At 63.2% G+C, this 24,646-nt stretch carries 17 protein-coding genes and 2 pseudogenes; 11 read left to right on the top strand and 8 right to left on the bottom strand.

From position 1 onward, the window contains the following. The first annotated feature begins 339 nt into the window (after positions 1–339). Together BJD12_RS11965 and BJD12_RS11960 are read left to right on the top strand one after the other, a co-directional pair. Positions 340–1,320 carry a zinc-binding dehydrogenase gene (locus BJD12_RS11965; RefSeq protein WP_042828020.1) on the top strand — a complete coding sequence of 327 codons (981 nt, stop codon included), beginning with the start codon at positions 340–342 and terminating at the stop codon, positions 1,318–1,320. Positions 1,321–1,699: 379 nt separating this feature from the next. Beyond that, positions 1,700–2,257 carry a hypothetical protein gene (locus BJD12_RS11960; RefSeq protein ID WP_005992566.1) on the top strand — a complete coding sequence of 186 codons (558 nt, stop codon included), beginning with the start codon at positions 1,700–1,702 and terminating at the stop codon, positions 2,255–2,257. A gap of 242 nt (positions 2,258–2,499) precedes the next feature. Here the strand turns inward: BJD12_RS11960 and BJD12_RS11955 are convergent, their stop codons facing one another. Beyond that, positions 2,500–2,703: a YdcH family protein gene (locus BJD12_RS11955; RefSeq protein WP_042828019.1), complete on the bottom strand. Its 204-nt coding sequence runs from the start codon at positions 2,701–2,703 to the stop codon at positions 2,500–2,502. Between the two features lie 160 nt (positions 2,704–2,863). On the opposite strand from BJD12_RS11955, the gene BJD12_RS11950 reads away from it, so the two are divergent. After that, a complete protein-coding gene (locus BJD12_RS11950) occupies positions 2,864–3,436 on the top strand; it encodes a hypothetical protein (RefSeq protein ID WP_005992564.1) in 573 nt (190 codons plus the stop codon). Positions 3,437–3,779: 343 nt separating this feature from the next. After that, positions 3,780–4,060, top strand: a pseudogene (locus tag BJD12_RS11945) (ribonuclease E inhibitor RraB). Between the two features lie 58 nt (positions 4,061–4,118). Here the strand turns inward: BJD12_RS11945 and BJD12_RS11940 are convergent. The 4 genes from BJD12_RS11940 to BJD12_RS11925 form a co-directional block, all read right to left on the bottom strand. Beyond that, positions 4,119–4,652 carry a lipocalin family protein gene (locus BJD12_RS11940; protein ID WP_005992562.1) on the bottom strand — a complete coding sequence of 178 codons (534 nt, stop codon included), beginning with the start codon at positions 4,650–4,652 and terminating at the stop codon, positions 4,119–4,121. Between the two features lie 482 nt (positions 4,653–5,134). After that, positions 5,135–6,169 carry a glycoside hydrolase family 43 protein gene (locus tag BJD12_RS11935; RefSeq protein ID WP_005992561.1) on the bottom strand — a complete coding sequence of 345 codons (1,035 nt, stop codon included), beginning with the start codon at positions 6,167–6,169 and terminating at the stop codon, positions 5,135–5,137. 33 nt (positions 6,170–6,202) lie between these two features. Next, positions 6,203–7,690: an MFS transporter gene (locus tag BJD12_RS11930; protein ID WP_005992560.1), complete on the bottom strand. Its 1,488-nt coding sequence runs from the start codon at positions 7,688–7,690 to the stop codon at positions 6,203–6,205. 241 nt (positions 7,691–7,931) lie between these two features. Beyond that, a complete protein-coding gene (locus BJD12_RS11925; protein WP_005992559.1) occupies positions 7,932–10,865 on the bottom strand; it encodes a TonB-dependent receptor in 2,934 nt (977 codons plus the stop codon). A gap of 271 nt (positions 10,866–11,136) precedes the next feature. Between BJD12_RS11925 and BJD12_RS11920 the strand changes: the two genes are divergently transcribed. The 6 genes and pseudogenes from BJD12_RS11920 to BJD12_RS11895 all read left to right on the top strand — a co-directional run bounded on the left by BJD12_RS11920 (position 11,137) and on the right by BJD12_RS11895 (position 20,297). Then, positions 11,137–12,624, top strand: a complete 1,488-nt coding sequence (locus tag BJD12_RS11920) for an MFS transporter (RefSeq protein WP_074059381.1) — start codon at positions 11,137–11,139, stop codon at positions 12,622–12,624. A 9-nt stretch (positions 12,625–12,633) separates the two neighbouring features. Further along, positions 12,634–13,626 (top strand): endo-1,4-beta-xylanase, encoded by a 993-nt coding sequence (locus BJD12_RS11915; protein ID WP_005992557.1) that lies wholly within the window; start codon positions 12,634–12,636, stop codon positions 13,624–13,626. A 47-nt stretch (positions 13,627–13,673) separates the two neighbouring features. After that, positions 13,674–15,095: a glucuronate isomerase gene (gene uxaC / locus BJD12_RS11910; RefSeq protein WP_042828008.1), complete on the top strand. Its 1,422-nt coding sequence runs from the start codon at positions 13,674–13,676 to the stop codon at positions 15,093–15,095. A gap of 223 nt (positions 15,096–15,318) precedes the next feature. Next, positions 15,319–18,069: a beta-galactosidase GalB gene (gene galB / locus BJD12_RS11905; protein WP_042828007.1), complete on the top strand. Its 2,751-nt coding sequence runs from the start codon at positions 15,319–15,321 to the stop codon at positions 18,067–18,069. Positions 18,070–18,119: 50 nt separating this feature from the next. Beyond that, positions 18,120–19,183, top strand: a pseudogene (locus tag BJD12_RS11900) (endo-1,4-beta-xylanase). 76 nt (positions 19,184–19,259) lie between these two features. Next, positions 19,260–20,297: an SMP-30/gluconolactonase/LRE family protein gene (locus BJD12_RS11895; protein WP_005992553.1), complete on the top strand. Its 1,038-nt coding sequence runs from the start codon at positions 19,260–19,262 to the stop codon at positions 20,295–20,297. Between the two features lie 203 nt (positions 20,298–20,500). On the opposite strand, the gene BJD12_RS11890 is transcribed toward BJD12_RS11895, so the two are convergent. Beyond that, complete coding sequence (locus BJD12_RS11890; protein ID WP_005992552.1) at positions 20,501–21,553, bottom strand: Kelch repeat-containing protein; 1,053 nt, start codon at positions 21,551–21,553, stop codon at positions 20,501–20,503. Positions 21,554–21,960: 407 nt separating this feature from the next. Here BJD12_RS11890 and BJD12_RS24775 point away from each other — a divergent pair, with 407 nt between their 5' ends. Next, the gene (locus BJD12_RS24775) at positions 21,961–22,845 is read left to right on the top strand and encodes a hypothetical protein (RefSeq protein WP_050812872.1); all 885 of its coding nucleotides are present in this window, start codon (positions 21,961–21,963) and stop codon (positions 22,843–22,845) included. A gap of 230 nt (positions 22,846–23,075) precedes the next feature. Here BJD12_RS24775 and BJD12_RS11880 read toward each other — a convergent pair whose 3' ends face one another. Beyond that, positions 23,076–23,234, bottom strand: coding sequence for a DUF2256 domain-containing protein (locus BJD12_RS11880; RefSeq protein WP_074052584.1), 159 nt, complete (start codon positions 23,232–23,234; stop codon positions 23,076–23,078). Positions 23,235–23,369: 135 nt separating this feature from the next. Next, on the bottom strand, positions 23,370–24,473 hold the full coding sequence (locus BJD12_RS11875; protein WP_042828005.1) for a type I restriction endonuclease: 1,104 nt from the start codon (positions 24,471–24,473) through the stop codon (positions 23,370–23,372). Positions 24,474–24,646: the final 173 nt, after the last annotated feature.

The following is a 24,646-nucleotide window of genomic DNA, read 5'->3' as shown; positions in this document are numbered from 1 at the left end:
ACGCGGTGGTGCCGCTGAAGTGGGACAGCGCGACAGAGACACAACACGCGCGCAACGCAGAGAAACAACCAGCGCGGCATCGAGGCACCACACCTTCAGCAATGACCCGGTGATCTTGCTCCCATCGGGAGAAGGTGTCGCGCAGCGCCGGATGGGTAAGACTGCAGGCAACCGTGAAGCCATGCAGCACATCGCCTCACCACACAGCGAGCCGCAGCAAGGCTTCACACAACGGTTGCGCCCGTTTCATCGGCCGCTTGCGCGCAGGCAGATAGCATCGGATCACCTTTCACAGTGATCGAGCGCATCGCAATGCCGATGCGTTTGGCAGGAGATTCCATGCGCGCAGCCATCCATACCCAATTCGGCGATCCCGCCAAGGTGCTCGAACTCGGCGAACGGCCCGTGCCGCAGCCCGGTAAGGGGCAGGTGCGTATCGCCATGCGCCGCTCGCCCATCCACAACCACGACCTGTGGACCGTGCGCGGCAACTACGGCTACAAGCCACAGCTGCCGGCGATCGGCGGCAGCGAAGGCGCCGGTGTCATCGACGCCTTGGGCGAAGGCGTGAACGGCCTGCAGACCGGGCAGCGCGTGGTCGCTGCCGGCGTGCACGAGAGCTGGGCCGAGTACTTCCTGGCCGATGCAGCCGGCGTGGTGCCGCTGCCCGCCGCGCTGGACGACGAACGCGGCTGCCAGTTGATCGCCATGCCACTGAGCGCCCTGATGCTGATCGAATTCCTTCGCGTGGAAAAAGGCGACTGGATCGTGCAGAACACCGCCAACGGCGCGGTCGGCAAGACCGTGGCCATGCTCGCCGCCGCGCGCGGCATCAACGTGATCAACCTGGTCCGTCGCGATGCGGGCGTGGACGAACTCAAGGCGCTGGGCATCGGCAACGCCGTGTCCACCGCGCAGGATCACTGGCAAGACAAAGTACGCGCGCTGGCCGGCGATGCGCCGATCATTCGCGCCGTCGACTCGGTCGCCGGAAGTGCGGCTGGTGAGCTGATGGGTCTGCTTGCCGAAGGTGGCGAGCTGGTGTCGTTTGGTTCGATGACCGGCGAGCCGCTGCAGATCTCCAGTGGCGATGTGATCTTCAAGCAGGCCACCGTGCGCGGTTTCTGGGGCAGCAAGGTCATGCAAGCCACAAAACCCGAGGACAAGCGCCGCATGATCGGCGAGCTGCTCAAGGCCGCCGTCGATGGCAGCCTGGCCCTGCCGGTGGAAGCGGTGTTCGATCTGGAAGACGCCGCAAAAGCGGCAGCCGCAAGCGCCGAACCTAGCCGCCGCGGCAAGATCCTGCTGCGTGCAGGCTAGGACAAGGGAGCGGGCTGCTCTAGGAAGCTTGCAAATTTTCACCATCGGACAGATCTACGAGAATCGCTTTGAACTCCTCTATTTCGCTGGCGCGCCGCAGTCGCCCCATTGGTGTGTTTAACGTTCGAATACGTACTAGACGGAGCTGATAATGGGACTGTGTGTATCCAAAAATTCGACGAGTGTTTACGGCGGCGATTCGTCTTCCGCTGCTTCAACTAGCCCGATACCACAAGGTGCGTCAGCGGGGCCGACCCCAAGCACGCGGTCTTCGGCACTTGACGGGTTATCGCTACGCTCGATGGCGGCACGTCCATCGCATTCTCAATGGTCCTCCATCCGGACCAGTCTCCGTTTGAGTGAACCGAGCGATAGTCGTTTGACGAGAGCCATTAACGTGCTTGGCGATCTCTACCGCAGCTCGCCTACATTCAGGGCTGTGGCGGGCACGATTCGGGACGAAGGGGGCGTTGACATTCGCGAGGGGAACGTCAACGTCGCGGCCACGAATCTGACCAATCGCGCCATTCTCCTTTCGCCGCAAACGCTGTCAAATGCCGGGAGTGGAGATGGGCCTTCCCTGGTTAGCGCGCTGGTGTTCGAAATGAATAATCTAGCCCGTAGTTCCGAAGCAGAGGCCGTGTACGGCCTTGCCCAATACGGCGCATTCAATGCAGCCAGCTACGCGCGAGAGCTCGAGCGCATCGAGTACAACAGCGGCCTGTCGAGCGCCCAGATCTTTGAGGAAGCACGTGGTGCATTACGCGCCCATGGAGAGGGCGATCACCCTGACCGTTGGTTTCTTCAGGAGCATCCTCAGAGTAGAGCTCTGGAACCGATGTACAGTTCGTTTGAGGAGTCGCTTTTGTATCAGTACGAGTGTCAACACGCAACCGTTTACGAAAACGAGTTCCACCGACGCTACAATAACGCGTGACTGGTTTCTGATCCGAGCTGGAACTGCAGAATGTTTTGGAGCGCCCGCGCCGTAAGCGTGGGCCGGACGCGTAGCGGGGAGGGCGGTGAGGCACAGCGCAAGCTACTAACGCGAATAGCCTCAGCCTGCGACCACCACATCAGACAAGTCTGCATGCATCACCGACTGAATCAACTGCCTGTCACCGGCTTGCCGATACTCATCACCACAAAAGCAAGCCCAAGCAGCCGCAAGCACAAACCTCACGCCGGTTCGTCGGGCACCAGTTCCATCTCCAACCGCGTAATGCAGTCCTTGAGATGCAGCTTGCGCTTCTTCAAGCGCTTCATCTGCAACTCGTCCTCCACGTTCGCAGGCACGCGCTGAATCTCCTCGTCCAACGCGCGATGGGCGCGTCGCAACTCGGCGATCTGCTCGGTGATCTCGGCGGGTGAGAGAGTTTCCACGGCTCCGAGCATACACAACCACGGGCCGTCCGCGTCACCCGGGGCGCTTGCCAACCCGCCCGTGGCTGCGACAATGCTGGTGCGCCGCTGGGGAAAACGGCGGCGCGCCCCACCTCATCATTGCCGCGCGGCCATGGCCGTCGAGAAAGGAGTCTTTACGATGCGTTTGCGTTCTTCCCTGCTGGCCCTGAGCCTGCTCACCGCCGCCAACCTGGCCACTGCCGCCGACGTCGCCAAGTACGACGGTTTCCTGTGCTGCAACCTGCGCACCGACGGCAGCTGGATCAGCGACAGCAACTACGCCGAAGACGGCAAGCGCGTGCTCCCCGTCGGCACCCCGGTCAGCGTCACCGGTTTCGGCCGCAACCGCGTCAACCTCAAGATCGCCGGTGACAAGCAGTCCATCGGCAACGACTACAGCCGCGATCTGGACAACACTGCCTTTGCCGCGCGCTACGTGGTCACCGCCGATCCCAAGCTCAAGCTCGCCACGTATCCGCCCAAGATTCGCCAGGCCATCATGGACGGCAAGCTCACCGGTGGCATGACCCGCGAACAGGTGCTGATGGCGGTCGGCTATCCGATCAGCAGCGAGAACCCGAATCTGGAAGCCTCGCTGTGGCGCTACTGGCGCGACAGCTTTTCCGAATACCAGGTGCAGTTCGGCCCCAGCGGCAAGCTCGTCAAGGTGACGGCGGATCCGCAGGTGTTGAATCTGGTCTGGCTGCCTTGATTCACATGGAGGCTGCGCATTGAGCGTGATCGCCACTCAGCGGGCTAGTCATTTCGGCACTTCGGCAGACACAGAGAGCGCACAGCACTCCGACCCGCATCTAGCGTGCGGGTGGCCATTCAAGCAGTGCCACGCCGTTTCTTCCCGCTGGGGCTCGACGATATCGTTGAATAGGTGACTTGATCCGTTGGTCGCTATCAGCACCGCGCGTCGCTCCGGGTAAGACGGGGGTATTGTTTCGCAGTCAAAAACCGCTATTTGTGAGTACTTTATGCAGCGCGATCCAGCTCTTTATCCCAAAGACGATAATGGCGACACCCTTTGGCACATCGCGCAGCAGGGCGTGGACCTTTCCAAGCCGCGCGAGATTGCCTTTTCCGTGGTGTTCCCGAGCAAGGAATCGGCACTGGAGTTCTCGGTGACGTTGCTGCGCTTCGAGCAGAAAGTCCGCTGCTGTCATTACCCGGCAACACGGCATTCCCCATGGATGTCACCGTGTACCCGACCATGGTGCCGACCTACAAGGCGATTTGCGCGTTCGAGGAAGAGTTGGCGACGGAGGCCAAGCCCTTGGGTGGCTTGAACGATGGATGGGAATTCTCGGTGGACACCCACGGCGTCTGATGTGCGCGGCAGGTTGTTGGAGAGCGCGGCGTGCGGCTCTCCAACATGTTGGTCGGCATCAACGCGGCGACTGCGGGACGCGTCGCAGCTGTGACACGTCGTAGCCCATCGCCGCGATGCGCTCAACCGCTTGTTGATAATCGGCATCGGACACCTGTGGGGTCCGTGCCATGTACCAGACGTAGTCGCGCTTGCTCCGCGCCACGATGGTCTGGGTATAGTCGGCATCGCGCCAGGCGATGACATATTCGGCCTTGAATGGCCAGATGAATTGCATGCGCCACAGCGCGCCATTTCCCTCCTTTGCGACCTGCCCGATCGGATGCATGGACTTGAGCGGTGCCTGGAAGCTGCCCTTGCGAAACGTGAAGGTGGTCTGGATACGACCATCCGGTCGCAGCGCATAGCTCTCTACTGCATCGTAGGCCTTGCGTTCGGGACGGGTCGGAATATGCGCGATGACATACCAGTCGCCCATGAAGCGCGGCACGTCGACGCTGTCGGCGTGGGGCAGGGCGGAGCGCGGCTCGCTACCGCTTGCACTGCCGTAGACCGCAAGGGTGAGTAAGAACAGCATCGACGCCTGGCGCATGGCAACTTCTCTCAAGAGACTCAATGCATGGGCATACGTTGCGATGGCGCATGTGGATGCAGCGTGCAATGCGCTGTCTACCGAAAGTCGCGATGCTATCGATCGTTGACGGGCGCTACCGTTGCGACGGCTGCTCGGACACATTGAAGAATGGGATTGCCGCAGATTGCTGCGGTGGTCAGGCGGGCTAAGACAGGATCGCAGGATGTCGCGTCGCAGCGCGACAGTCGGCGCGCGTGCTGGCAATCAAGCGCCATGCCAGTGCAGGGCCAGGAGCACTTTTAGAGCGACTGATACGTAGCCAGCGCTCGTCAGGGTGTGTGGATGGCGCACCTAGAACCGTAGCGCGCGGATGGTCGATGCCACGCTGAGCATTGAACGGGCCGGCCTGGCGATGAGCGCCGTCGTTCTATCGGCCGCTCTGATGCACATCGGCCGACGGCCCCATGAGGGACCGATCACAGCGAACGTGACCCCCCATGTCACCACGGCGAGACGGCATCCTTTCCGTACGGGTAGATCGTCGCAATCGTGCCGTCCGCCAGATGCTCCAGCGGTGTCATCTTGATGCTGCGCAGATGCGTTTGGCCTTGCGACAGGCTGGAGTCGTGATAGAACAAATACCACTGGCCGGCGAACGCGCAGATGGAGTGGTGTGTGGTCCAGCCGATGACCGGTGCCAGCAACACGCCTTGATAGGTGAACGGGCCGTAGGGCGAATCGCTGGTGGCGTAGCAGATCAGGTGGGTGTCGCCGGTGGAGTACGACAGGTAATAGCGGCCGGCGTGATGATGGACCCAGGGGCCTTCGAAGAAACGACGGGCATGGTCGTCGGCGCGTAGCGGGGCGCCGTGTTCGTCGAGGATCTCCACCTCGCGGGTGGGCTCGATCAACTGCCGCATGTCTTCGCGCAGGCGGCCGACGCGTGGGCCGAGCGCAGGCATTGCGCCTTCGGGTTCCTGATGGGTCTGTGCGTGGACGTTGTCGCGGTAGTGCTGCAGCTGGCCGCCCCAGATGCCGCCGAAATACAGGTAGTGCTCGCCGTCGGTGTCGCGGAACACAGCCGGGTCGATCGAGTAGGTGCCTGCGATCGGTTCGGCTTCGGCCACGAACGGTCCTTCGGGGCGCTCGCTCACCGCCACGCCGATCTGGAAGATGCCGTCGGCGCGTTTTGCCGGGAAATACAGGTAGGTCTTGCCGTTGCGCTGTGCGGCATCCGGTGCCCACATCTGGCGCTGTGCCCAGGGCACAGCGCGCACGTGCAGCACTTCGCCCAGGTCTTCGACCGGTGCAGTGGGATGCGCCATGCGAAAGACGTGGTAATCCTCCATGCCGAAATGCGAGCCGTCGTCGCTGAAGGCCACGCCGGCATCGATGTCGTGCGAGGGATAGATGTACAGCGCCCCGTCGAACACGTGTGCCGACGGGTCGGCCGTGTAGAGGTGGGTGACCAGCGGTGCGGAGATGGCGGTGCGCGCCAGGGCCTGCAGTGTGGCGGCTTGCAGTTCATCGGACATGCGCGTACCTGTGCATGAGGTGGGAGGAGGGGGTTAGGGCGACGCGAGTGGTGCGGCCTGACGGCGCGCGCCCAGTTCGCGTTCGATACGGATTTCCAGCGGTTTGTCGATCTCGTACAGCACCAGCAACGCAGTGCCGAGGAGGAACGGGATGGACGCGTACACGCTGATGGCCAACCGGATGCCGTCGGTGACCGCGCTGCTTTGCTGCGGCAGCGTAGCGTCGTAGCCATAGAAGGCGAGCAGCCCGGCGACCAGTGCACCACCGACGCTGAGGCCGATCTTCAGGCCGCACAACATCGCCGAAAAGATGATGGCAGTAGCGCGGCGGTGGTTCTTCCACTCCGAGTAATCGGCCACGTCGGCAATCATCGCCCACAGCAGCGGGATGGTGATGCCGTAGAAAAAACCGTGCAGCACATAGGAGGCGAACACCCAGCCGATGGCGGTTGCCGGATACACGTAGAAGGCCAGCAGAAACAGCGTGGAAATCAGTAGCGCGCCACCAAACACGTTGCGCTTGCCGTAGCGGTCGGCCAGGCGTTTGGAAAACCCGATACCTACGATCATCGCCAGGATGCCGCCGGCACTGAACACGCTGAAGGCCGAGGTCGCTGCGTCCTGCGGCCATTGCAGCGCCGTCATGCCGGCATCGTTGAGCACGCTGTTGATGCCGCCAATGAAGCGATTGAAGCCTGCGCTGTCGAGAAACTGCGCCAGCGCGCCCGCGTCGAGGTAGTACTTGAAGTAGTAGATGTACATCCCGCCCTTCATGGCGAGATTGATGAAGACCAGAATCGTCAGTGCCAGCATCACCAGCCAGGGCTTGTTGCGTACCAGGTCGGTGAGGTCCTGGCGTACGCTGCTGCGCTGTTCGGCGATCGGCAGCACCCGCTCGCGCGTGGTGAAAAAGGTGATCAGGAAGCACAGCGTGCCGACTGCCGCGAACAACCCCATGGTGTTGCGAAAGCCTTGCGCCTTGTCGCCATTGCCCAGGATCAGCACCAGCGGCAGCAGCAGCACCTGGATGATGAACTGCGCGAACGTCACCGCCAGGAAGCGGTAGGCCGACAGACTGTTGCGCTGCTCCATGCTGCCGGTGAGTACACCGCTCAGCGCCGAATACGGCAGGTTGTTGGCCACGTACACCAGCATCAGCAAGGTGTAGGTGGCGAAGGCATAGGTGATCTTGCCGTGCTCGCCCAGCGCAGGCGTGTTGAAGGCGGCCAGCGAGAGTGCGCCGAACGGCAGCGCGGTCCACAGGATCCACGGGCGGAATTTGCCCCAACGGGTGCGGGTGCGGTCGGCCAGGATGCCGATGATGGGCGTGAATACGAACGCGCCGAGCAGGCCGACCACAAAGATCAACGTGGCCGCTGCGCTCGCCGGGATGCGGAACACATCGGTATAGAAGAACGCCAGAAACGTGACCAATGTCTGGAAGATCAGATTGGCGGCCAGGTCGCCCAGGCTGTAGCCGATCTTTTCGCGCACGGAGAGCTGCTGTGACCGATCGTTCATGAGGTGCGGCGGGCTCGAAGAGTGCTGCGGAAAACGCCGCGGCGCGCGCTACGCCGCTGGCCGCGACCTATCTGGATCGCGACCGCGGGCGCAGCAGCTGAAGTGTCCGGTAAAACATCGTGCGCCGTCGTGCACGCAGCAAAGACGGCGCACGCGCTGCGCGCTGCACGCGAAGAGCGTGTACATCGCGAACATCGGACGCACCCGGCTGCCAACGGCGAGCTCGTTTCGATGGTCACCGTCAAAATGTGCCGCGGATGCCGAGCATGACGGTGCGCCCCGGTTCGTACAGGTCGTAGGTGGCGTTGGGCCATGCATAGGTGGTGCGCAGCGGCTCGTCGGTGATGTTGGTGACGTTGAGGGTGAGTTGCGGCTTGGAGGGCAGCCAGTCCAGCGCGTAGCTGGCCGATAGATCCAGCTGGCCGCGCGCGTCGGCATTGAGGCGCGCGTACGGGATGCCGTTCTGATTGGCGCCGGAGATCACCATGTCGTCGTTCCAGGTATAGGACAGGCGCACCGACGCGGCGTTCTTTTCCCAGTACACGGTGCCGTTCCACAGGTTGGGCGCCACGCCGACCGCCACCGCCGGGATGCCTTCGCCTTCGGAGGATTGGGTGACATGCGTGTAGTTCACGCTGAAGCCCATGCCATCGACCAGCTTGTCCAGCGGCTGCACCCAGATCGCTTCGGTGCCGCGGATGTTGAGCACGCCATCGGCATTGACCTGGGTCTGCACGTCCACCGTGGCGGCATTGGGGCCGCCGCGCTGGTCCAGGCCGGCCTGCTGGATCGGCAGCAGGCTCTCGTACGGCACGCCCAGATCGTTGAAGGGAATGCGGCGCACGCCATTGACGGTGAAGCCGCTGATGCGCTTGTTGAACAGCGTCAGGCCCACATAGCCTTCGCCGCCGGTGTACCACTCGCCGCCGAAGTCGACATTCGTGGACAGGTACGGCGCCAGGTTCGGATTGCCCTGGGTTGCGGTCTGCGCGGAGGGGTCGCTGAAGTTTGTGTTGGGCAACATCGCGCTCGGGTCCGGGCGGGTGAGCGTGCGCGAGCTGGACAAGCGCAGCACCACGTTGTCGGCCACGTCCCAGGCTGCGTTGAACGAGGGCAGCGTTTCCTTGTAGTCGGAATCGAGCACCTGCACGCGGCGGATGCCGTTGATGGTGACCGGGCCGGTGATGGTCTGGTCGGTGGTCACGTAACGCACGCCGGCGTTGAAGCGCAGCGTGCGGTTCCACACTTCGGTTTCGGCGTTGGTTTCGATGTAGAAACCCAGGTTCTTTTCGCGGATGCCGCCGGCCGAGGCGCCGGTGTTGGCCGAGTTGGTTTCCGGCGCAGAGTCGCGCAGCGCGTAGTAGTTGGTGTCGCCGAGGAAGCGGTTGAAATCGGCGGTGATGAAGCCGTCCGGGCCGGGCCGCAAATAGCCGGCCAGCGCCGAGTTCGGGATTGCCGAACCCGGGCCGCCGTTGCAGATGGTGCCGCCGCCACCACGGCAGACCACCTGCTCCCAGGCGATGCTGTTGTCGAAGCCGCGGATGGTGCGCTCGGCCTGGTCGTAGGCGGCGCCGATCTTGATGTTGCGCTTGTCTTCGCCGAACTGCAGGTCGGCACGTGCGCCGCGGGTTTGCGTCACGCGCTTTTCGTTCTGAATATTGACCCGGCCCCCGTTCCAGCCCCAGCCCAGGTTGGGGTCGTTGAGATCGAGCGGGCTGCTGATCGACGGGCGGTCGCCGCCTTCATTGCGGTAGTCGACGGTGGTGAACGGCGAGGTGACCAGGATGCTGGGCGACTCGCGGTCCAGCCAGCTGCGCGTGGCATTGGCCTGCACATTGAGCTTGATGTCCTGGTCGGCGCCGAACAACAACTCTGCACCCGGATTGACGCTCCAGAACTTGACCTCCTCCCGGTACGGGCGCGCTTCCAGAAAGTACTGCGCGTTGGCGAAGGTGGCACTGGTGACCACGTTGTTCTGGTCCAGCTGCATGCCCAACGGAATCATGTTGCCGTTGCGGCCGATCAGATTCATGCTGATCCGCTCGGTGGTGCGCTTGGCTTCGGAATACAGCGTGTCCAGGTAGAAGTGCATGCTGTCGGAGGGGCGCCATTCCAGCGACATCACCGACGCATCGCGGTCGCGATCGCCATTCATGTAGACCTGGCGGCCAAGGCGCGGAATCAGCGCGTCGCTGATCTGGTCGATGCTCAAGCCGGGGTTGCGTGCCAGCAGCCACGCCGCGTCGATGGTCTCGCCGGTGGTCAGGCCGCTGCCGGCGGTGGCCGGCACGCGGTCGGGGATGCGCCAGTTGCCACCGCCATTGACGTTGCACGCCGTTGGTTGATTGGTGGCTGGTGTGCCCGCCGGCGGCGTGAGGCCGCATTGGGTGTAGGTCAGGCCGGGGTTGGTCCAACCCACGCTCTCGAAACCGCGCACGCCCAGTTTGCTGCGCACCGAAGCCACGCCGAACAGCGCGCCGAGGGTGCCTTCCTCGTTCGTCCAGCTGCCCATGAAGGCGCCACGCGGGGTGGTCTTTTCGCTGGTGCTGTTCCAGTCGGCCTGCGCCTGATAGGTGAAGTGCACACCCGGGCGATCGAACGGGCGTGCGCTGCGCATGTCCACGACACCGGAGACGCCGCCTTCGAGCATGCTGGCAGTGGGAGTCTTGCTGACGGTGAGCTGGGTGAAAAATTCCGTAGGAAACAGGTTCAGGTCGACTTCGCGATTCTGGTTTTGTGCATTCAACCCGATCGAGGCGGTGGCGATGCTGGCGCCGTTGAGCGTGGTCTTGGTGAAGCTGGTGCCCAGGCCGCGAATGGCGATGTTGAGGCCTTCGCCATTGACGTCGCGCGACAGCTGCACGCCGGGGATGCGGTTGAGTGACTCGGCGATGTTCATGTCCGGGAACTTGCCGATGTCCTCGGCAAACACGGTGTCGGCAAAGCCCACCGAGTCGCGCTTGGCATCGGTGGAAAACTGGATGCTGCGTCGGTAGCCGGAGACGGTGACGGTGTCGAGCTGGGTCACTGCGGCGTTGTTGCTGGCTGTGGCCGGTGGCGTTTGCGCGGCGTTGCTTGCGTCGCTGGACTGTGCCCAGGCGGCAGTGCTGGCCATGCCCAGCAGGATGGACCCCAACGCGCAGGACAACGCGGTTCGTGCGTAGCTGTTCTTCACCGTAATCCCTTCCCTAACAGGTGAGCAGACGTCCCACGCATCGCCCCTGCGCAGGAAGTGCCGCTGCCGGGGAGCGGCGCGGCGATGATGCGATGGGGGAACGGGCGATCAGTGGCATTGGATGTTAGCGCTACCAAATTCAGAACATCACGCTGCATGGCAGCATAGTTGCCGGGGCATAGCGCGCCGGCGTTGTCGCGCTTCCCCAGCATTTGGACGAGCGGCTGCGGCGTGCTGCACTGCGCGATGGATTTATCGCATTGCCGTGGTAATGGTAGCGCTATCACCCGTGGCGCAAGGCCACCTTCGTGCAGGTGCAGTGGTCGATGATTCGAACCGGACAACGCGCAGGCGAGCTGCATGCGCCCGTCGATGCTGCGAGGTACCGCAGCAATTGCCAGCGCACATGCGCGGCGGTTGTGCGCTTGAAGGACGCGCGCGCATGAGCGATGTGCCTGCGGTCGACGCTGCCGGGCCCGGGGCGCGCCTGGGACGGGTGCGCTGGCGTGTGTGTGCGCTGCTGCTGGCCGCAACCACCATCAACTATGTGGACCGCCAGGTGCTGGGCGTGCTGGCGCCGTTCCTGCAGGCCCAGATCGGCTGGAACGAGATCCAGTACGGTTACATCGTCACCGCGTTTCAGGCCGCGTATGCGCTGGGACTGCTGTGCAGCGGCGCGGTGATCGACCGCTTCGGGACGCGGCTGGGCTATGCGTTGGCGATCGGCGTGTGGAGCCTGGCGGCGATGGGGCATGCATTGGCCACCAGCGTGGTGGGGTTTGCGATTGCGCGTTTTTTTCTGGGCCTTGGCGAATCCGGCAATTTTCCCGCCGCGCTCAAGACCGTGGCCGAATGGTTCCCGCGCCGCGAGCGCGCGCTGGCGACCGGCATCTTCAATTCCGGCTCCAACATCGGCGCCATCGTCGCGCCGTTGCTGGTGCCGGTGATCGCCACCGCGTGGGGCTGGCAGGCGGCCTTTCTGTTCACCGGCGTAGTGAGCGCCACCTGGCTGGTGGTGTGGTGGTGCAGCTATCACCCTCCCGAACAGCAACCCGGCCTGTCGACCGCAGAACTTGCGCATATCCGCAGCGATGCGCATGAGCCGGTGCAAACGCGTCTGTCGTGGCTGCAAGTGTTGCGGCATCGCCAGGCTTGGGCATTCGTGCTGGGCAAGTTCATCACCGACCCGATCTGGTGGTTCTTCCTGTTCTGGCTACCCAAATTCCTGCACGCCGAATATGGCTTGAGTTTGCTGCAGCTGGGAGCGCCGTTGATCGTGATCTTTGTGCTGGCCGACATCGGCAGCATCGCCGGTGGCTGGATGGCAGGGCGGTTCATCGCGCGCGGCTGGAGCGTCAACCGCGCGCGCAAGACGGCCATGTTGATCTGCGCGATCTGCGTGGTGCCGATCGTGTTTGCCGCGCGCGCAGACAACCTGTGGGTTGCGGTGGGGCTGATCGGGCTGGCCACCGCCGCGCATCAGGGGTGGTCGGCCAATCTGTTCACGCTGCCCTCGGACATGTTCCCGCGGCACGCGGTGGCCACCGTGGTGGGCATCGGCGGTTTTGCCGGCGCGGTGGGCGGCATGTTGATCGCCACCTTCATCGGGTTCTTATTGCAGGCCACCGGCAGCTACGTTCCGGTGTTTCTGATGGCCGGCTCGGCCTATCTGCTGGCGTTGGCCGTCGTGCATGCTCTGGTGCCGCAGCTGCTGCCGGCGCAGCTGCCTGCAGCCAACCCAACGCCTTCAACATCTTGAGGAGTCACCATGTACCCGCACACCGCGAGAATCGGGCTGTTGCTGGCGGCAAGCATCGCATCGGTGGCGCAGGCCGCGCCGCTGGCAGCGGGCACAGCCAAGTTTCTGGGTAGCGCTTACAGCCCGCAGCAGGCGTCGGGCTTTGCGCAATACTGGAACAAGCTCACCCCGGAAAACGGCGGCAAGTGGGGCACGGTGGAAGCGGTACGCGACCAGATGGACTGGGGTGCGTTGGATACCGCTTACCGGTTCGCCAAAGCCAACGGCATGCCGTTCCAGATGCATGTGATGGTGTGGGGCAATCAGCAGCCGGAGTGGATCAAGACCTTGCGCCCGGCCGAGCAGCGCCGCGAGATCGAGCAGTGGTTTGCCGCCGTGGCCCAGCGCTACCCGGACATCGACCTTTTGGAAGTGGTCAACGAACCGCTCAACGACCCGCCGAGCAAGGACGATACCGGCGGCGGCAATTATCTGCAGGCGCTCGGCGGAAACGGCGACAGCGGCTGGGAATGGGTACTGCAGTCGTTTCGACTCGCGCGGCAGCATTTTCCCAATGCCAAGCTGATGATCAACGACTACAGCATCACCAACAGCGCACAAAGCACGCATAAATATCTGCAGATCGTGCGGTTGCTGCAGCGTGAGCAGTTGGTGGATGCCATCGGTATCCAGGAGCATGCGTTCGAGACCACACCGAACGTGGCAATGTCCGTGCATCGCACCAATCTGGATGCATTGGCCGCCACCGGCTTGCCGATCTACATCACTGAGTTCGACCTGGATGGGCCAAGCGATGCGCAGCAGCTGGCCGATTACCAGCGCGTGTTTCCAATTTTCTGGGAGCACCCGGCGGTGCGCGGCATCACGCTGTGGGGATTCCGCCCCGGCTTGTGGCGCGATAAGGAAGCCGCCTATCTGGTGCGTGGCGACGGCAGCGAGCGACCGGCGATGCGCTGGTTGCGCGATTACGTGGCCGCCCACCCCGGCACGCCTGCGCCCTGACGCGTGCGCTGCCTGACCCATCCCGTCTTGATCGGTGCCCCGACCCCATGCCCACACCCTTGCCACTGACCCTGCACGACGACCGCCTGTTACCGGCCGACCCCGGCACGCGCGCGATCGCGCGCCGCTTGTATGCGCAGATCGCCACGCTCCCCATCATCAGCCCGCATGGCCACACCGACCCGGCCTGGTTTGCGACCAACGCGGCGTTCGCCAATGCCACCGAGCTGTTGCTGGTGCCCGATCACTACGTGTTCCGCATGTTGTACAGCCAGGGCATCGCGCTGGATGCGCTGGGTATTCCGCGCGCCGACGGCACGCGCGCGCCGGTGGACCCGCGTGCGGCCTGGCGCGTGTTTGCCGAACACTTCGCGCTATTGCGCGGCACGCCGTCGGCGTTGTGGCTCAACCATGTCTTCCATGCCGTGTTCGACCTGCGCATCCGGCTGGATGCGGCCACTGCCGACCATTATTACGACCACATCACTGCCGCACTGCAGACCCCGGCATTCGCACCGCGTGCGTTGTTTGAGCGCTTCAACATCGAGGTGATCGCCACCACCGAGTCGCCGCTCGACAACTTGCAGCATCACGCCGCCATCGCCGGTAGCGGATGGACCGGACGCGTGCTCACCGCGTACCGCCCGGACCCGGTGGTGGACCCGGAGCATGAGCAGTTCGCCGGTGCGCTGCAGCAGTTTGGCGCGCTCACCGGCGAGGACGTGCTGACCTGGCCCGGCTATTTGCGCGCGCATCGGCAACGCCGCGCATTTTTTGCCGCACACGGCGCCACCTCCACCGATCACGGCCACCCCAGCGCCGCCACCGCCGACCTGTCGCCGGGCGAGGCGCAGCGCCTGTTCGAGACCGTGGTGCGCGGCGCTGCAACGCCGCAACAGGCCGAGCTGTTCCGCGCGCAGGTGCTGACCGAAATGGCCGCGATGAGTCTGGACGACGGGCTGGTGATGCAGCTGCATCCGGGCTGCTTTCGCAATCACAACCAGCCGCTGTTCCAGCGCTACGGGCGCGACAAGGGCGCCGATATTCCGATGCGCACTGACTATGTGCATGCGCTCAAGCCCCTGCTGGATCGCCACGGCAACGACCCGCGCCTGCGCCTGATCGTGTTCACCCTGGACGAAACCAGCTACAGCCGCGAGCTGGCGCCGCTCGCGGGGCATTACCCGTCGCTGCTGCTGGGTCCGGCGTGGTGGTTCCATGACGCGCCGGAGGGCATGTGGCGGTTCCGCGAGCAGACCCTGGCCAGCGCCGGCTTCTACAACACGGTGGGTTTCAACGACGACACGCGTGCGTTCCTGTCGATCCCGGCCCGCCACGATGTAGCGCGGCGCGTGGATAGCGCGTTCCTCGCCAAGCTGGTGGCCGAGCATCGGCTGGAGGAGGACGAGGCTGCGGAGATCGCGGTGGATCTGGCCTACCGCCTGCCCAAGCAGGCCTACAAGCTGTGAGAGCGGGCAAGCGCATCACGTGCGCGCAGGCGGCGACGGGCGCATTGCAGGCGGCATGCGTCGTGGGAGTGAGCGGATGACACCTGCAGCTGCACAGCGTCACGCGCACGCAGCCAAGACGGGTGCGAAGACGTGCGATGCGCCTATGTCGCTACCGCGGGCCTTGGCTAGGCGGGCTTTGCTGTCTCGCCTTGGCAGGCGCGCCCGTGACCCGGGCCCGGACATGCGGCAGCAGCACGTCCGGCGCGCTCTGAGTGCGGGCCTGGTCGCGCTTGTCTGCATCGTCAGTGCAGCAGCGGTAGCAGATGCAGCGGCAGCAACGCCAGGCAGCGCGCCGCGCGAGCGGGTGTCGCTGGACGCGGGCTGGCGTTTCCAGCGCGGTGATCCGCCGGGTAACACCGCGGAGCTCGATTACGACGTGCGCCCGGAGGTCGTTCGCAGCGAGGATGGCAAGGTGGCCGACGCGCGCCCGGATCAGGCGCAGCAACCGCAGGTATCGTCGACCGCGGTGCTCAAGCCGTGGATCCTGCCAACCGCCAACGCACTCATTGCCGACCCGGCGCAACGGCATCGACGCCCACCCGGCAATCCCGGCAGCAACGTCGCGTATGTACAGACAGGCTTCGACGACAGCCGCTGGCAACCGGTGGACCTGCCGCACGACTGGGCCATCGCCGGGCCGTTCCTTGCCGATGGTCCGTACGGCGGCATGGGCCGGCTGGCGAGCTGGGGTGTGGGCTGGTATCGCAAGACGCTGGATATCCCTGCCAGCGACCGCGGCCGCTCGCTGTTTCTCGATCTCGATGGCGCGATGTCCTATGCCACGGTCTGGCTCAACGGCACGCTGGTCGGCGGCTGGCCATACGGCTACAGCTCCTGGCGCGTGGATCTGACGCCGTATGCGATTGCCGGTGCGCGCAACCAGCTGGCGATCCGTCTGGACAATCCACCCGACTCGGCGCGCTGGTACCCCGGTGGCGGGCTGTATCGCCATGTGTGGCTGACCAAGACCGCGCCGCTGCATATCGCCCAGTGGGGCACGCAATTGACCACGCCCCAGGTGTCGAAGGCATCCGCACAGGTGCAGTTGGCTGTGACGCTGGACAACGCTGCGCATACCCCAGCGCAAGCGCAGGTCAGCACGGCCATCTATGTGCTCGACCCAGCAAGGGATACGCCTGGCGGCGAAGCGGTCGCGCAGATCCCCGCAACGCAGATTGCGGTGCCCGCCGGCGGCAGTGCCCGCGTGCAGGGCACCGTGCAAATCGAGAGCCCGCAACTATGGGGACCACCGCCCACCCAGCAGCCGCATCGCTACGTGGCGGTGACCGAGGTGCGCCAGAACGGCCAACTGGTGGACCGCTACAGCACCCCGTTCGGCATCCGCGGCATCGTGTTCGATGCCGACAGGGGCCTGCTGGTCAACGGCGAGCACGTGCCGATTCGCGGGGTCAACAACCATCACGACCTCGGCGCGCTCGGTGCCGCGTTCAATGTGCGTGCCGCCGAGCGCCAGCTGCAGTTGCTGCAACAGATGGGCGCCAATGCCATCCGCATGAGCCACAACCCGCCTGCGCCGGAGCTGCTGGAACTCACCGACCGCATGGGCCTGCTGGTGGTGGACGAGGTGTTCGACAGTTGGGAGATGAAGAAGACGCCATTGGATTTCCATCTGGTGTTTGCGCAATGGCACGAGCCGGATCTGCGCGCGATGTTGCGGCGCGACCGCAACCATCCGTCGGTGGTGGTGTGGAGCGTGGGCAATGAAGTCGGCGAGCAATACACCGGCGAGCAGGGTGCGGCAATCGCGCGCAAGCTGCATGCCATCGTGCACGACGAAGATCCCAGCCGCCCGGCCACGGCGGCGATGAACTACGCCTCGCCCGACATGCCGTTACCGGCTGCGCTGGATGTCATCAGTCTCAATTACCAGGGCGAGGGCATTCGCGATACGCCTGAGTTCGAGGGCACCGAGCGCATTCGCAAGCAACCGCAATATCCGGCATTCCATGCGAAGTTTCCGCACAAGGCGATCCTCAGCAGCGAAACCGCCTCGGCATTGAGCAGCCGCGGGGTGTATCTGTTTCCGGTGAGCCCGGACACCAGCGCACCGGTGCGCGAGGGGCGCGGCGGCGATGCGGTGGCGCATCAGGTCAGCGCCTATGAGTTGCATGCAGTGGACTTCGGTTCCAGTGCGGACAAGGTGTTCGCCGCGTTGGACCGGCACCCGTACGTGGCCGGCGAATTCGTCTGGACCGGCTTCGATTACCTGGGCGAGCCCACGCCGTATTACAGCTCGCGCAGCTCCTATTCGGGCATCCTGGATCTGGCGGGGTTTCCCAAGGATCGCTACTGGCTGTATCAGGCGCGGTGGCGCCCGGAACTGCCCATGGCGCATCTGCTGCCGCACTGGAGCTGGCCCGGCCGCGAGGGCCAGGTGTCGCCGGTGCATGTGTTCACCTCCGGCGACGAGGCCGAGCTGTTCGTCAACGGCATCTCGCAGGGGCGCAAGCGCAAGGGCGCGCTGCAGTACCGGTTGCGCTGGGACGATGTGCGCTATCAGCCCGGCGAGCTGCGCGTGCAGGCGTACAAGGACGGCAGGCCGTGGGCCAGCGATCGCGTGCAGACGGCCGGCCGCGCGGCGCGCATGCAGCTCACGCCAGACCGCAGCCGCATCGACGGCGATGGCCGGGATCTGAGCTTTGTCACCGTGCGGCTGCTGGATCGCGATGGACGTCCTGCGCCCACTGCCGGCGACCGCCTGCGGTTTCGCATCGATGGTCCTGGCGAGCTGGTCGCCACCGACAACGGCGACCCCACCAATCTGGAGTCGTTCGGCGCGTCGCAACGCAACGCCTTCAATGGGCTGTGCCTGGCGATCGTGCGGGCCAAGGCGGGCGCACGCGGCACCATCACGCTGCATGTCGAATCGGATAGCCTGGATGCCGCGCAGGCGCAGATCGTGGCGCAGTGATGGCAGTGCGCACGCCCCGTCGCCTGCGGCACCTCACCTTGGAACCTGCCATGCACAAACACGTTCCCGCCCTTGCGACCCTGTTGCGCAGTGCCACCGTGGTCGTTGGCGCCATCGCGCTGCCTGCTTTCGCGCGTTGCGACACCGCCGGCACATCGCTCAAGCATGCGTATGCGGATGCATTCCTGCTCGGTACCGCGGTCAATGCCGAGATCGTCTCCGGCAAGGACGCTGCGGCCGCAGCGCTGGTGGCCTGCCACTTCAACGCGGTCACGCCGGAGAACGTGATGAAGGCCGAGGTCGTTAGTGGTTCTTCGTGGATGCCCAGGGCGCGCCCAACACCTCGGCCGCGCAGATCGAGCGCATGCGCGCGCATATCGCAAGCGTCGCGGGGCGCTATGTCGGCAAGGTGCAGGCCTGGGATGTGGTGAACGAGATCATCGACGAGGACGGCGGCTACCGCTCCACCAACTGGGTGCAGCGCGTGGGCGATGGCGACGTCGTGGTGCGTCATGCCTTCACCTTTGCGCAGCGCTACGCGCCGGATGCGGAGCTTTACTACAACGACTTCAACGCATGGCGGCCGAGCAAGCGCGACGGCATCGTGCGCATGGTCAAGATGCTGCAACAGGCCGGTATCCGCATCGACGGCGTTGGTATGCAAGGGCACTGGGGGCTGGACTACCCCAGCTTGCGCGACATCGAGGACGCCATCGACGCCTACGCCGCACTCGGTATCAAGGTCATGATCACCGAGCTCGACGTGGATGTGCTGCCGCTCACCAAGGAGGGCCAGGTCATCGGCACCGGATTGGCGCACAAGCAGTTCCAATTGCCGGAATTCAAGCGCTTTCTCGACCCCTACCGTGATGGGCTGCCGCCCGCTGTGCAGGCGCAACTGCGCGATCGCTATGCGGAGTTGTTCGCGCTGTTCTGGCGTAAGCGCGACAAGCTTGCGCGCGTGAGTGTGTGGGGCGTCAGCGACGGCATGTCGTGGAAGAACGATTATCCGGTGCCCGGCCGCACCAATTACCCGCTGCTGTTCGACCGCAATCATCGGCCCAAACCCACACTGGACGCGGTGTTGGTCGTGCCTGCGAGGGCTGGTCGATAGTCGCGCTCGCCAGGACGCGCGCGAAACCTGCACGCAAGATGGCATGATGCACCCACCTGGATTTTCGGACGTTGCGATGCGCTTGCCGCCCTACCTGTTGTTGGCCGTTCCACTGTTGGCGATTGTCGCTGCCTGCACCAAGAAGGATCCGCCACCACCGCGCTTTCCGGCCATCGGGCATGTGGAAACGTTCGATCGTCGCTTCGGCGATGTGGTTGCCGCCGACGCGCGCATCGAAAAGCTCACCGAAGGCTTCACCTGGTCCGAAGGCCCGGCATGGGTGCGCAACGGCGGCTACCTGCTCTTTACCGATGTACCGGAAAACAAGCTGTATCGCTGGTCCGAAGAGGCCGGCCTGTCGGTGTTGCTGTCGCCCTCGGGCTATGTCGGCCCGGAGCAGGCCACGCTACGCGAAGCCGGTGCCAACGGGCTGTATGCCGAGCCCGGCGGCACCGTGTTGCTGGCCGACTCCGGCACCCGCATCGTCGCCAGGCTCGACCCGGCCACACGCACGAAAGCGCCGCTGGCAACCAGCTTCGATGGCAAACGCTTCAATAGTCCCAACGATGTCGTCCGTCGCGATGACGGCGTGGTGTTCTTCACCGACCCGCCGTACGGCTTGAAGGATCTGAACGACTCGCCGGTCAAGGAGCTGCGCTTCAACGGCGTCTATCGCTTGGACACCGATGGCAGCGTGCATCTGCTCGCCGACAGCCTGAGCTTTCCCAACGGCATTGCACTCTCGCCCGATGCGCGCACCCTGTATGTGTCCAATTCCGACCCGAAACGGCCGATCTGGATGGCGTACGCGCTCGACGCCGGTGGCGCGGTGACCGGCAAGCGTGTGTTCGCCGACGCCTCGGATCTGGTCGCCAAGGACGCTCCCGGCCTGCCGGACGGCATGGCGGTGTCGGCCGACGGCCACCTGTTCGCCACCGGCCCCGGCGGCGTCATCGTCTTCGATCCAGCCGGCCAGCGCCTGGGCCGTATCGAAACTGGCGAAGCCGTCTCCAACTGCGCGTTCGGCAACGACGGTCATACGCTCTACATGACCTCGCACGCGATGCTGGCACGCGTGCGCGTCAAGTCGCTGGGGTTGCAGTTCGTGCGTTGACGCGTCCGACGCATGCATGCGCGGCTTGGTTGCGTTCGCAGGCATCTGCAACTGCACTGTCCGAGCCGCAGATGCCATGGGTTAGAGCAGCCAGCACAACATAGCGAGTGTGGCGGGTGCGGACGGGCCGGAGTGCACACGTGGCACATGCCGCATCGAGCACCGGCCGCGCGCGTCTGAGCACCGTCCTTTTGTTAGCTGCTCTACTCTGCCAGCGTTCTCGCATCCAGCATCAGCAAGTCATCCAGCTCCGGGCTGCCGCCGCGGTTGGCGCTGCCTGCCGCCAGATACAGCTGACCATCGATGCTGGCCGCCTGCGTGCCATGTCGCCCCTGCGGCAGCGGCGCCAGCGTGTTCCAAACCGCAGTATGCGGGTCATAGGCTTCCACCTCGTCGTGCGCCTTGACCTGGCGCATGCTCTCGCCGCCGATGATGAGCAGCTGGCCATTGCGTGCAATTGCGGTGGCGCCCGCACGCTGTGTCGGCAAGGCCGCCGGTGCCACGGACCAGGTGCCGTGTTGAATGTCGTAGATGTCCACTTCCGGAATCGTCTGCGCCAGCGTATTGCCGCTTTCATGCGCGGACCTGCGCCCACCGGCGGCATATAGCTTGCCGTCGATCACTGCCGCATGAAAATGGTCGCGCGCATGCGGGGCATCGGCCAGCTGCGTCCATTGCTGTGTCCTGGTATCGAAGGCATCCAGCCATGGCACATAGCCGCTCATGTGCCCGCGGGTGTTGCCGCCCACAAGATACAGCTTGCCCTCGTGCGCAACCGCGCCTGCCGCACCACGCCGACGGTGTGCGGGAATCTCCGGCCCCACCTGCCAGCTGTCTGTCTGCGGGTCGTAGATCAGCATGTGGGTCAGCGAGGCTTCCTCCGGATAATCGCCGGTGAATCCGCCTACAAAATACAGCTTGCCCGACAGCGCGACTGCCTGCGCGTGGCTCACCATCAGCGGTGGTGCACTGCCTTGCGACCAGCGATGCGTTCGGGTGTCGAAGATCTCCAATGGCCGCTGGTCGCGCCCGCCGATCAGATACAAGCGCTCGCCGATGGCCACCAGACTGTTCTCGTGACGCGCGTGCGGTTTGCGATCGGTGCGGATCTGTTTCCAGATCCCGTCCGCATCGGCTTGATCATGTGAGGGCCGCTCTGCGGCACGCGCTTCATCGATCGGCAGTGCGAGCGGGGGCGCGGCTAATGCGAGCGCGGTGATGACGGCCAGTGCTGACAGTTTCAAGGACTCTTCCATCCGATGACCACGTGGGAGAGAGTGTATCGGCGCGCCGCCGCCGCGTCTTCGTTGCGAGCAGACTGATCCGCAGGTCACCGATCACGTACCGATGCGTTCTTTGATTTGGTCAGCTTTCGCGTACATGCAGCCGCTTGTATTGGTGTCATCATTTCAGGATGCTGCAATTCAATCGAGGACGTGCGCGATATACCGCATGCGTGCAGTAGTCGTCGGTACCCATCATGCATCGTCGACGCATGCCACTGGCGAGCACGCACCACTTTTTTGCGATTAGCTGATTGGCTTTGCGCGGGCAGTCAATACAGCGGACACGGGTGGACGATGGCCGGCCGCGGCAGGCCTTCACGTTGACTGCATCGCGGATGCGAACACTACCTGTCACGCTTCCTATCAGGACTCTTCGCATGGCGCGCACTGCGACAAGCCACACTGCCGATCTGTCACCCCCGAAGAACGTCGCGCAAGCGGCCGCGCGCGGCCCGAAGCTGCGTGAGCAGCATGGTCGCGGCGGCACCGCAATTGGTGTGGCGCGGGCGCGCGATCTGTCCGCGCGGAAGTCGCTATCTGCACAGACGATCCGCCGCATGCATTCGTATTTCGCGCGTCACAGCGTGGACAAGCAGGGCAAAGGCTGGGCGGACGCCAAGGCACCGTCGGCTGGGTACATCGCCTGGCTGCTGTGGGGCGGCGATGCCGGGCAACGCTGGGCAGAGAAGGTGCTGCGGCAGCTGGACGAGCGCTCCGCCACCAAGACGGCCGCCTCACCGAAGCGGGGCATCAGTAGTACCGCTGCCGGAGGCACGAAGGCAGCGACAACGGCTAGCGCAGCCAAGGCAGGCGCACCTAAGAAGGCCGTCAAGAAGGCCGTTGCGAAGAGGACCGCCACTCAAAAAACGGTGAGCAAAAAAGCGCTTAGCAAAAAGGGCGGATCTAATGGCGTAGCGAGGAAAGCTGTAAAGAAAGCAGCCAGTAAGAAGACAGCAGCCAAGAAGGTGCCTGCCAAGCAAGCTGGCGTCCGCAATAGCACTGCAAAGAAACGTGTTACCGCGCGTGGCTCAAGTCCGAGCGGCACGAAAAAATCAGTGCCTTGGGCCAAGCCCAATCCGGTCAAAAAGTCGGCCTCAACATCGCTGTCTCCTGCTCAAAAGGCCAAGGCCAAAAAGCGCGCCAAAGCCGCAGGCCGGTCTTATCCGAACCTGGTCGACAACATGGCAGTGGCCAGCAAACGCAGAAGCACCACGCTTGCGAGCAAGCCGGGTGCCACGAAACGAACGGCCACAAAGCAATAGCCACGGCCGGCGGAACTCCCTCATCGGGCCACGCTACGCCAGCGTCAGAAGCGTGGCCGCAATGGAGCAGCGGCCTTATCAGGCCGGGGCCCAGAAGACATTGCCAGCAGTCAGCACCCAGGCGTCTACGGCGGGTACAGCGCGGCGCAACTTAAGCGGACGCTTGCGACATAGCGATCCAGACACCGACCCTGCCTGCTCGCCGGCGGCGCACGCGATAATCCAGCGCGTTAAGGCGCGGGTCGGTGCCGCTTGCTATCGCCGCGGCATCGGTCCGAGCAGTACTTCACTTCGTGCCACACCTTCTCCCACTTCTTACGCCAACGGAATGGCCTGCCGCATTGCACGCAAGCCTTCTCCGGTAGATCCTGTTTTTTGCGTGCTGCCATTTCGAAAGTGGGTAACGCATATCGTGGTACACACGGAGGTCAAGCATGTCACAGGTATGACCTACAAAAAATGGCTAGCTGAGCTTAAGGGAGGTAGGTCAATTAAGAGAGATATTGACTTAAATTAAGAAGCAGCTACGCCTCTTGCGGTAGATAAGCGGCAACCGCTTCCTTGATCTTGTCGGCCAGACCATAAATATCGTCAATCGAGCTGATATCGATCTGTTCCTCTTCCTTGTTCTGATTGAATACGCCAATCCGCAATTTTTGAAGATTATTGAAGCGGATTCTGCAAATCGGTTTTCGGTTGTTGTCATCAAGAAGAACCGCGCAATAGCTTTGGGCATCTCTCATGAACACTCGCTTTCCAGGCACGAGTTCACGAACGATAGCGCGCACAACATGAAATCCCTCGATTTCCTCTGGGGTGGTAATAACCGTGTTGTCAGATGAGAGATTTGATGCTGCCGATGCAGCTTGCTCGGAAACAATGCTTGGAGTGTACTCATGGATAGAGATTGCTTCGGGCGCCATCGCACCCTTCAGTCTTTCATTTATCCTCTCGCTGACTAGCTGCTCAAAGGCTCTGCGTGTAATGGTGGTGAACTGTTCTCGAATAGCGGGTGTGAAACGTCGACTTCCAATAAGTTCGGCCGAGACCAGTTTGACGAAGTCTTCGGTTGGCTGATGCATCAATTCCGTAAGTCGTGTCTGAATAGCTCGAGTGTATTTTAATTCATTCGCAGTCGTCAGGATCGTCTGAAGATCAAAAGCTGACTTAGCAAATTTTTTCAGTTCTTCAACGTCCCGATCCTTGAAGTCCAGGACGTTGAACTCGAAGAATGGCTTTTCGTCCATCTTGTTCGGTTGCTCCAGATCTGTAAAGAACCGATAGACCAGACCGTTTGTGAGAACTCCAAAGCGTGCTGCTGTAACATGGAAATAACGGAAAAGTTGGCTGGCATGATTAATGCTGAGCTCTGCTCCAGCTTTCTTGCATTCAAATAAAATAATGGGTTTGCCATCGCGAAGAATTGCGTAATCTACTTTCTCTCCCTTCTTCGTTCCAACATCGGCCACGATCTCGGGTGTGACTTCTAGAGGGTCAAAAACGTTGTAACCCAAAATCTGTATAAGAGGCATCACCATAGCATTTTTGGTGGCTTCCTCTGTTTGAATCAATGCTCGCGTTGTGCTTATGCGCGTTGCCAGAACACGTAATTGATCAACAAAATCCATGTAGCTTGCTCCGTTCCCCGTTGTTTTTGTCTTCTACCACAGCCTGTGTTGATATGGGAAGCCGCTACCGTTTGTAATTTTAAGTAGATGAGTTCGCTTAATTCTTTGCCTCAATCATAAAAATGATGGTTCGCCCCTTCTCTATTGAGCAACTGCGCTCCTGAGATGCTCGG

The sequence above is a fragment of the Xanthomonas vesicatoria ATCC 35937 genome, assembly GCF_001908725.1.
Lineage (GTDB): Bacteria > Pseudomonadota > Gammaproteobacteria > Xanthomonadales > Xanthomonadaceae > Xanthomonas > Xanthomonas vesicatoria.
This window is presented reverse-complemented; position numbering and strand designations above follow the sequence as displayed.

What these genes read in the sequence shown, in the direction of transcription:
- BJD12_RS11920 (WP_074059381.1), top strand. Translation starts at nt 11,137, where the DNA reads ATGGTAGCGCTATCACCCGTGGCGCAAGGCCACCTTCGTGCAGGTGCA.
- BJD12_RS11890 (WP_005992552.1), bottom strand. Translation starts at nt 21,553, where the DNA reads ATGGAAGAGTCCTTGAAACTGTCAGCACTGGCCGTCATCACCGCGCTC.
- BJD12_RS11915 (WP_005992557.1), top strand. Translation starts at nt 12,634, where the DNA reads ATGTACCCGCACACCGCGAGAATCGGGCTGTTGCTGGCGGCAAGCATC.
- BJD12_RS11895 (WP_005992553.1), top strand. Translation starts at nt 19,260, where the DNA reads ATGCGCTTGCCGCCCTACCTGTTGTTGGCCGTTCCACTGTTGGCGATT.
- galB (WP_042828007.1), top strand. Translation starts at nt 15,319, where the DNA reads ATGCGGCAGCAGCACGTCCGGCGCGCTCTGAGTGCGGGCCTGGTCGCG.
- uxaC (WP_042828008.1), top strand. Translation starts at nt 13,674, where the DNA reads ATGCCCACACCCTTGCCACTGACCCTGCACGACGACCGCCTGTTACCG.
- BJD12_RS11935 (WP_005992561.1), bottom strand. Translation starts at nt 6,169, where the DNA reads ATGTCCGATGAACTGCAAGCCGCCACACTGCAGGCCCTGGCGCGCACC.
- BJD12_RS11940 (WP_005992562.1), bottom strand. Translation starts at nt 4,652, where the DNA reads ATGCGCCAGGCGTCGATGCTGTTCTTACTCACCCTTGCGGTCTACGGC.
- BJD12_RS11965 (WP_042828020.1), top strand. Translation starts at nt 340, where the DNA reads ATGCGCGCAGCCATCCATACCCAATTCGGCGATCCCGCCAAGGTGCTC.
- BJD12_RS11930 (WP_005992560.1), bottom strand. Translation starts at nt 7,690, where the DNA reads ATGAACGATCGGTCACAGCAGCTCTCCGTGCGCGAAAAGATCGGCTAC.
- BJD12_RS11880 (WP_074052584.1), bottom strand. Translation starts at nt 23,234, where the DNA reads ATGGCAGCACGCAAAAAACAGGATCTACCGGAGAAGGCTTGCGTGCAA.
- BJD12_RS24775 (WP_050812872.1), top strand. Translation starts at nt 21,961, where the DNA reads ATGGCGCGCACTGCGACAAGCCACACTGCCGATCTGTCACCCCCGAAG.
- BJD12_RS11950 (WP_005992564.1), top strand. Translation starts at nt 2,864, where the DNA reads ATGCGTTTGCGTTCTTCCCTGCTGGCCCTGAGCCTGCTCACCGCCGCC.
- BJD12_RS11875 (WP_042828005.1), bottom strand. Translation starts at nt 24,473, where the DNA reads ATGGATTTTGTTGATCAATTACGTGTTCTGGCAACGCGCATAAGCACA.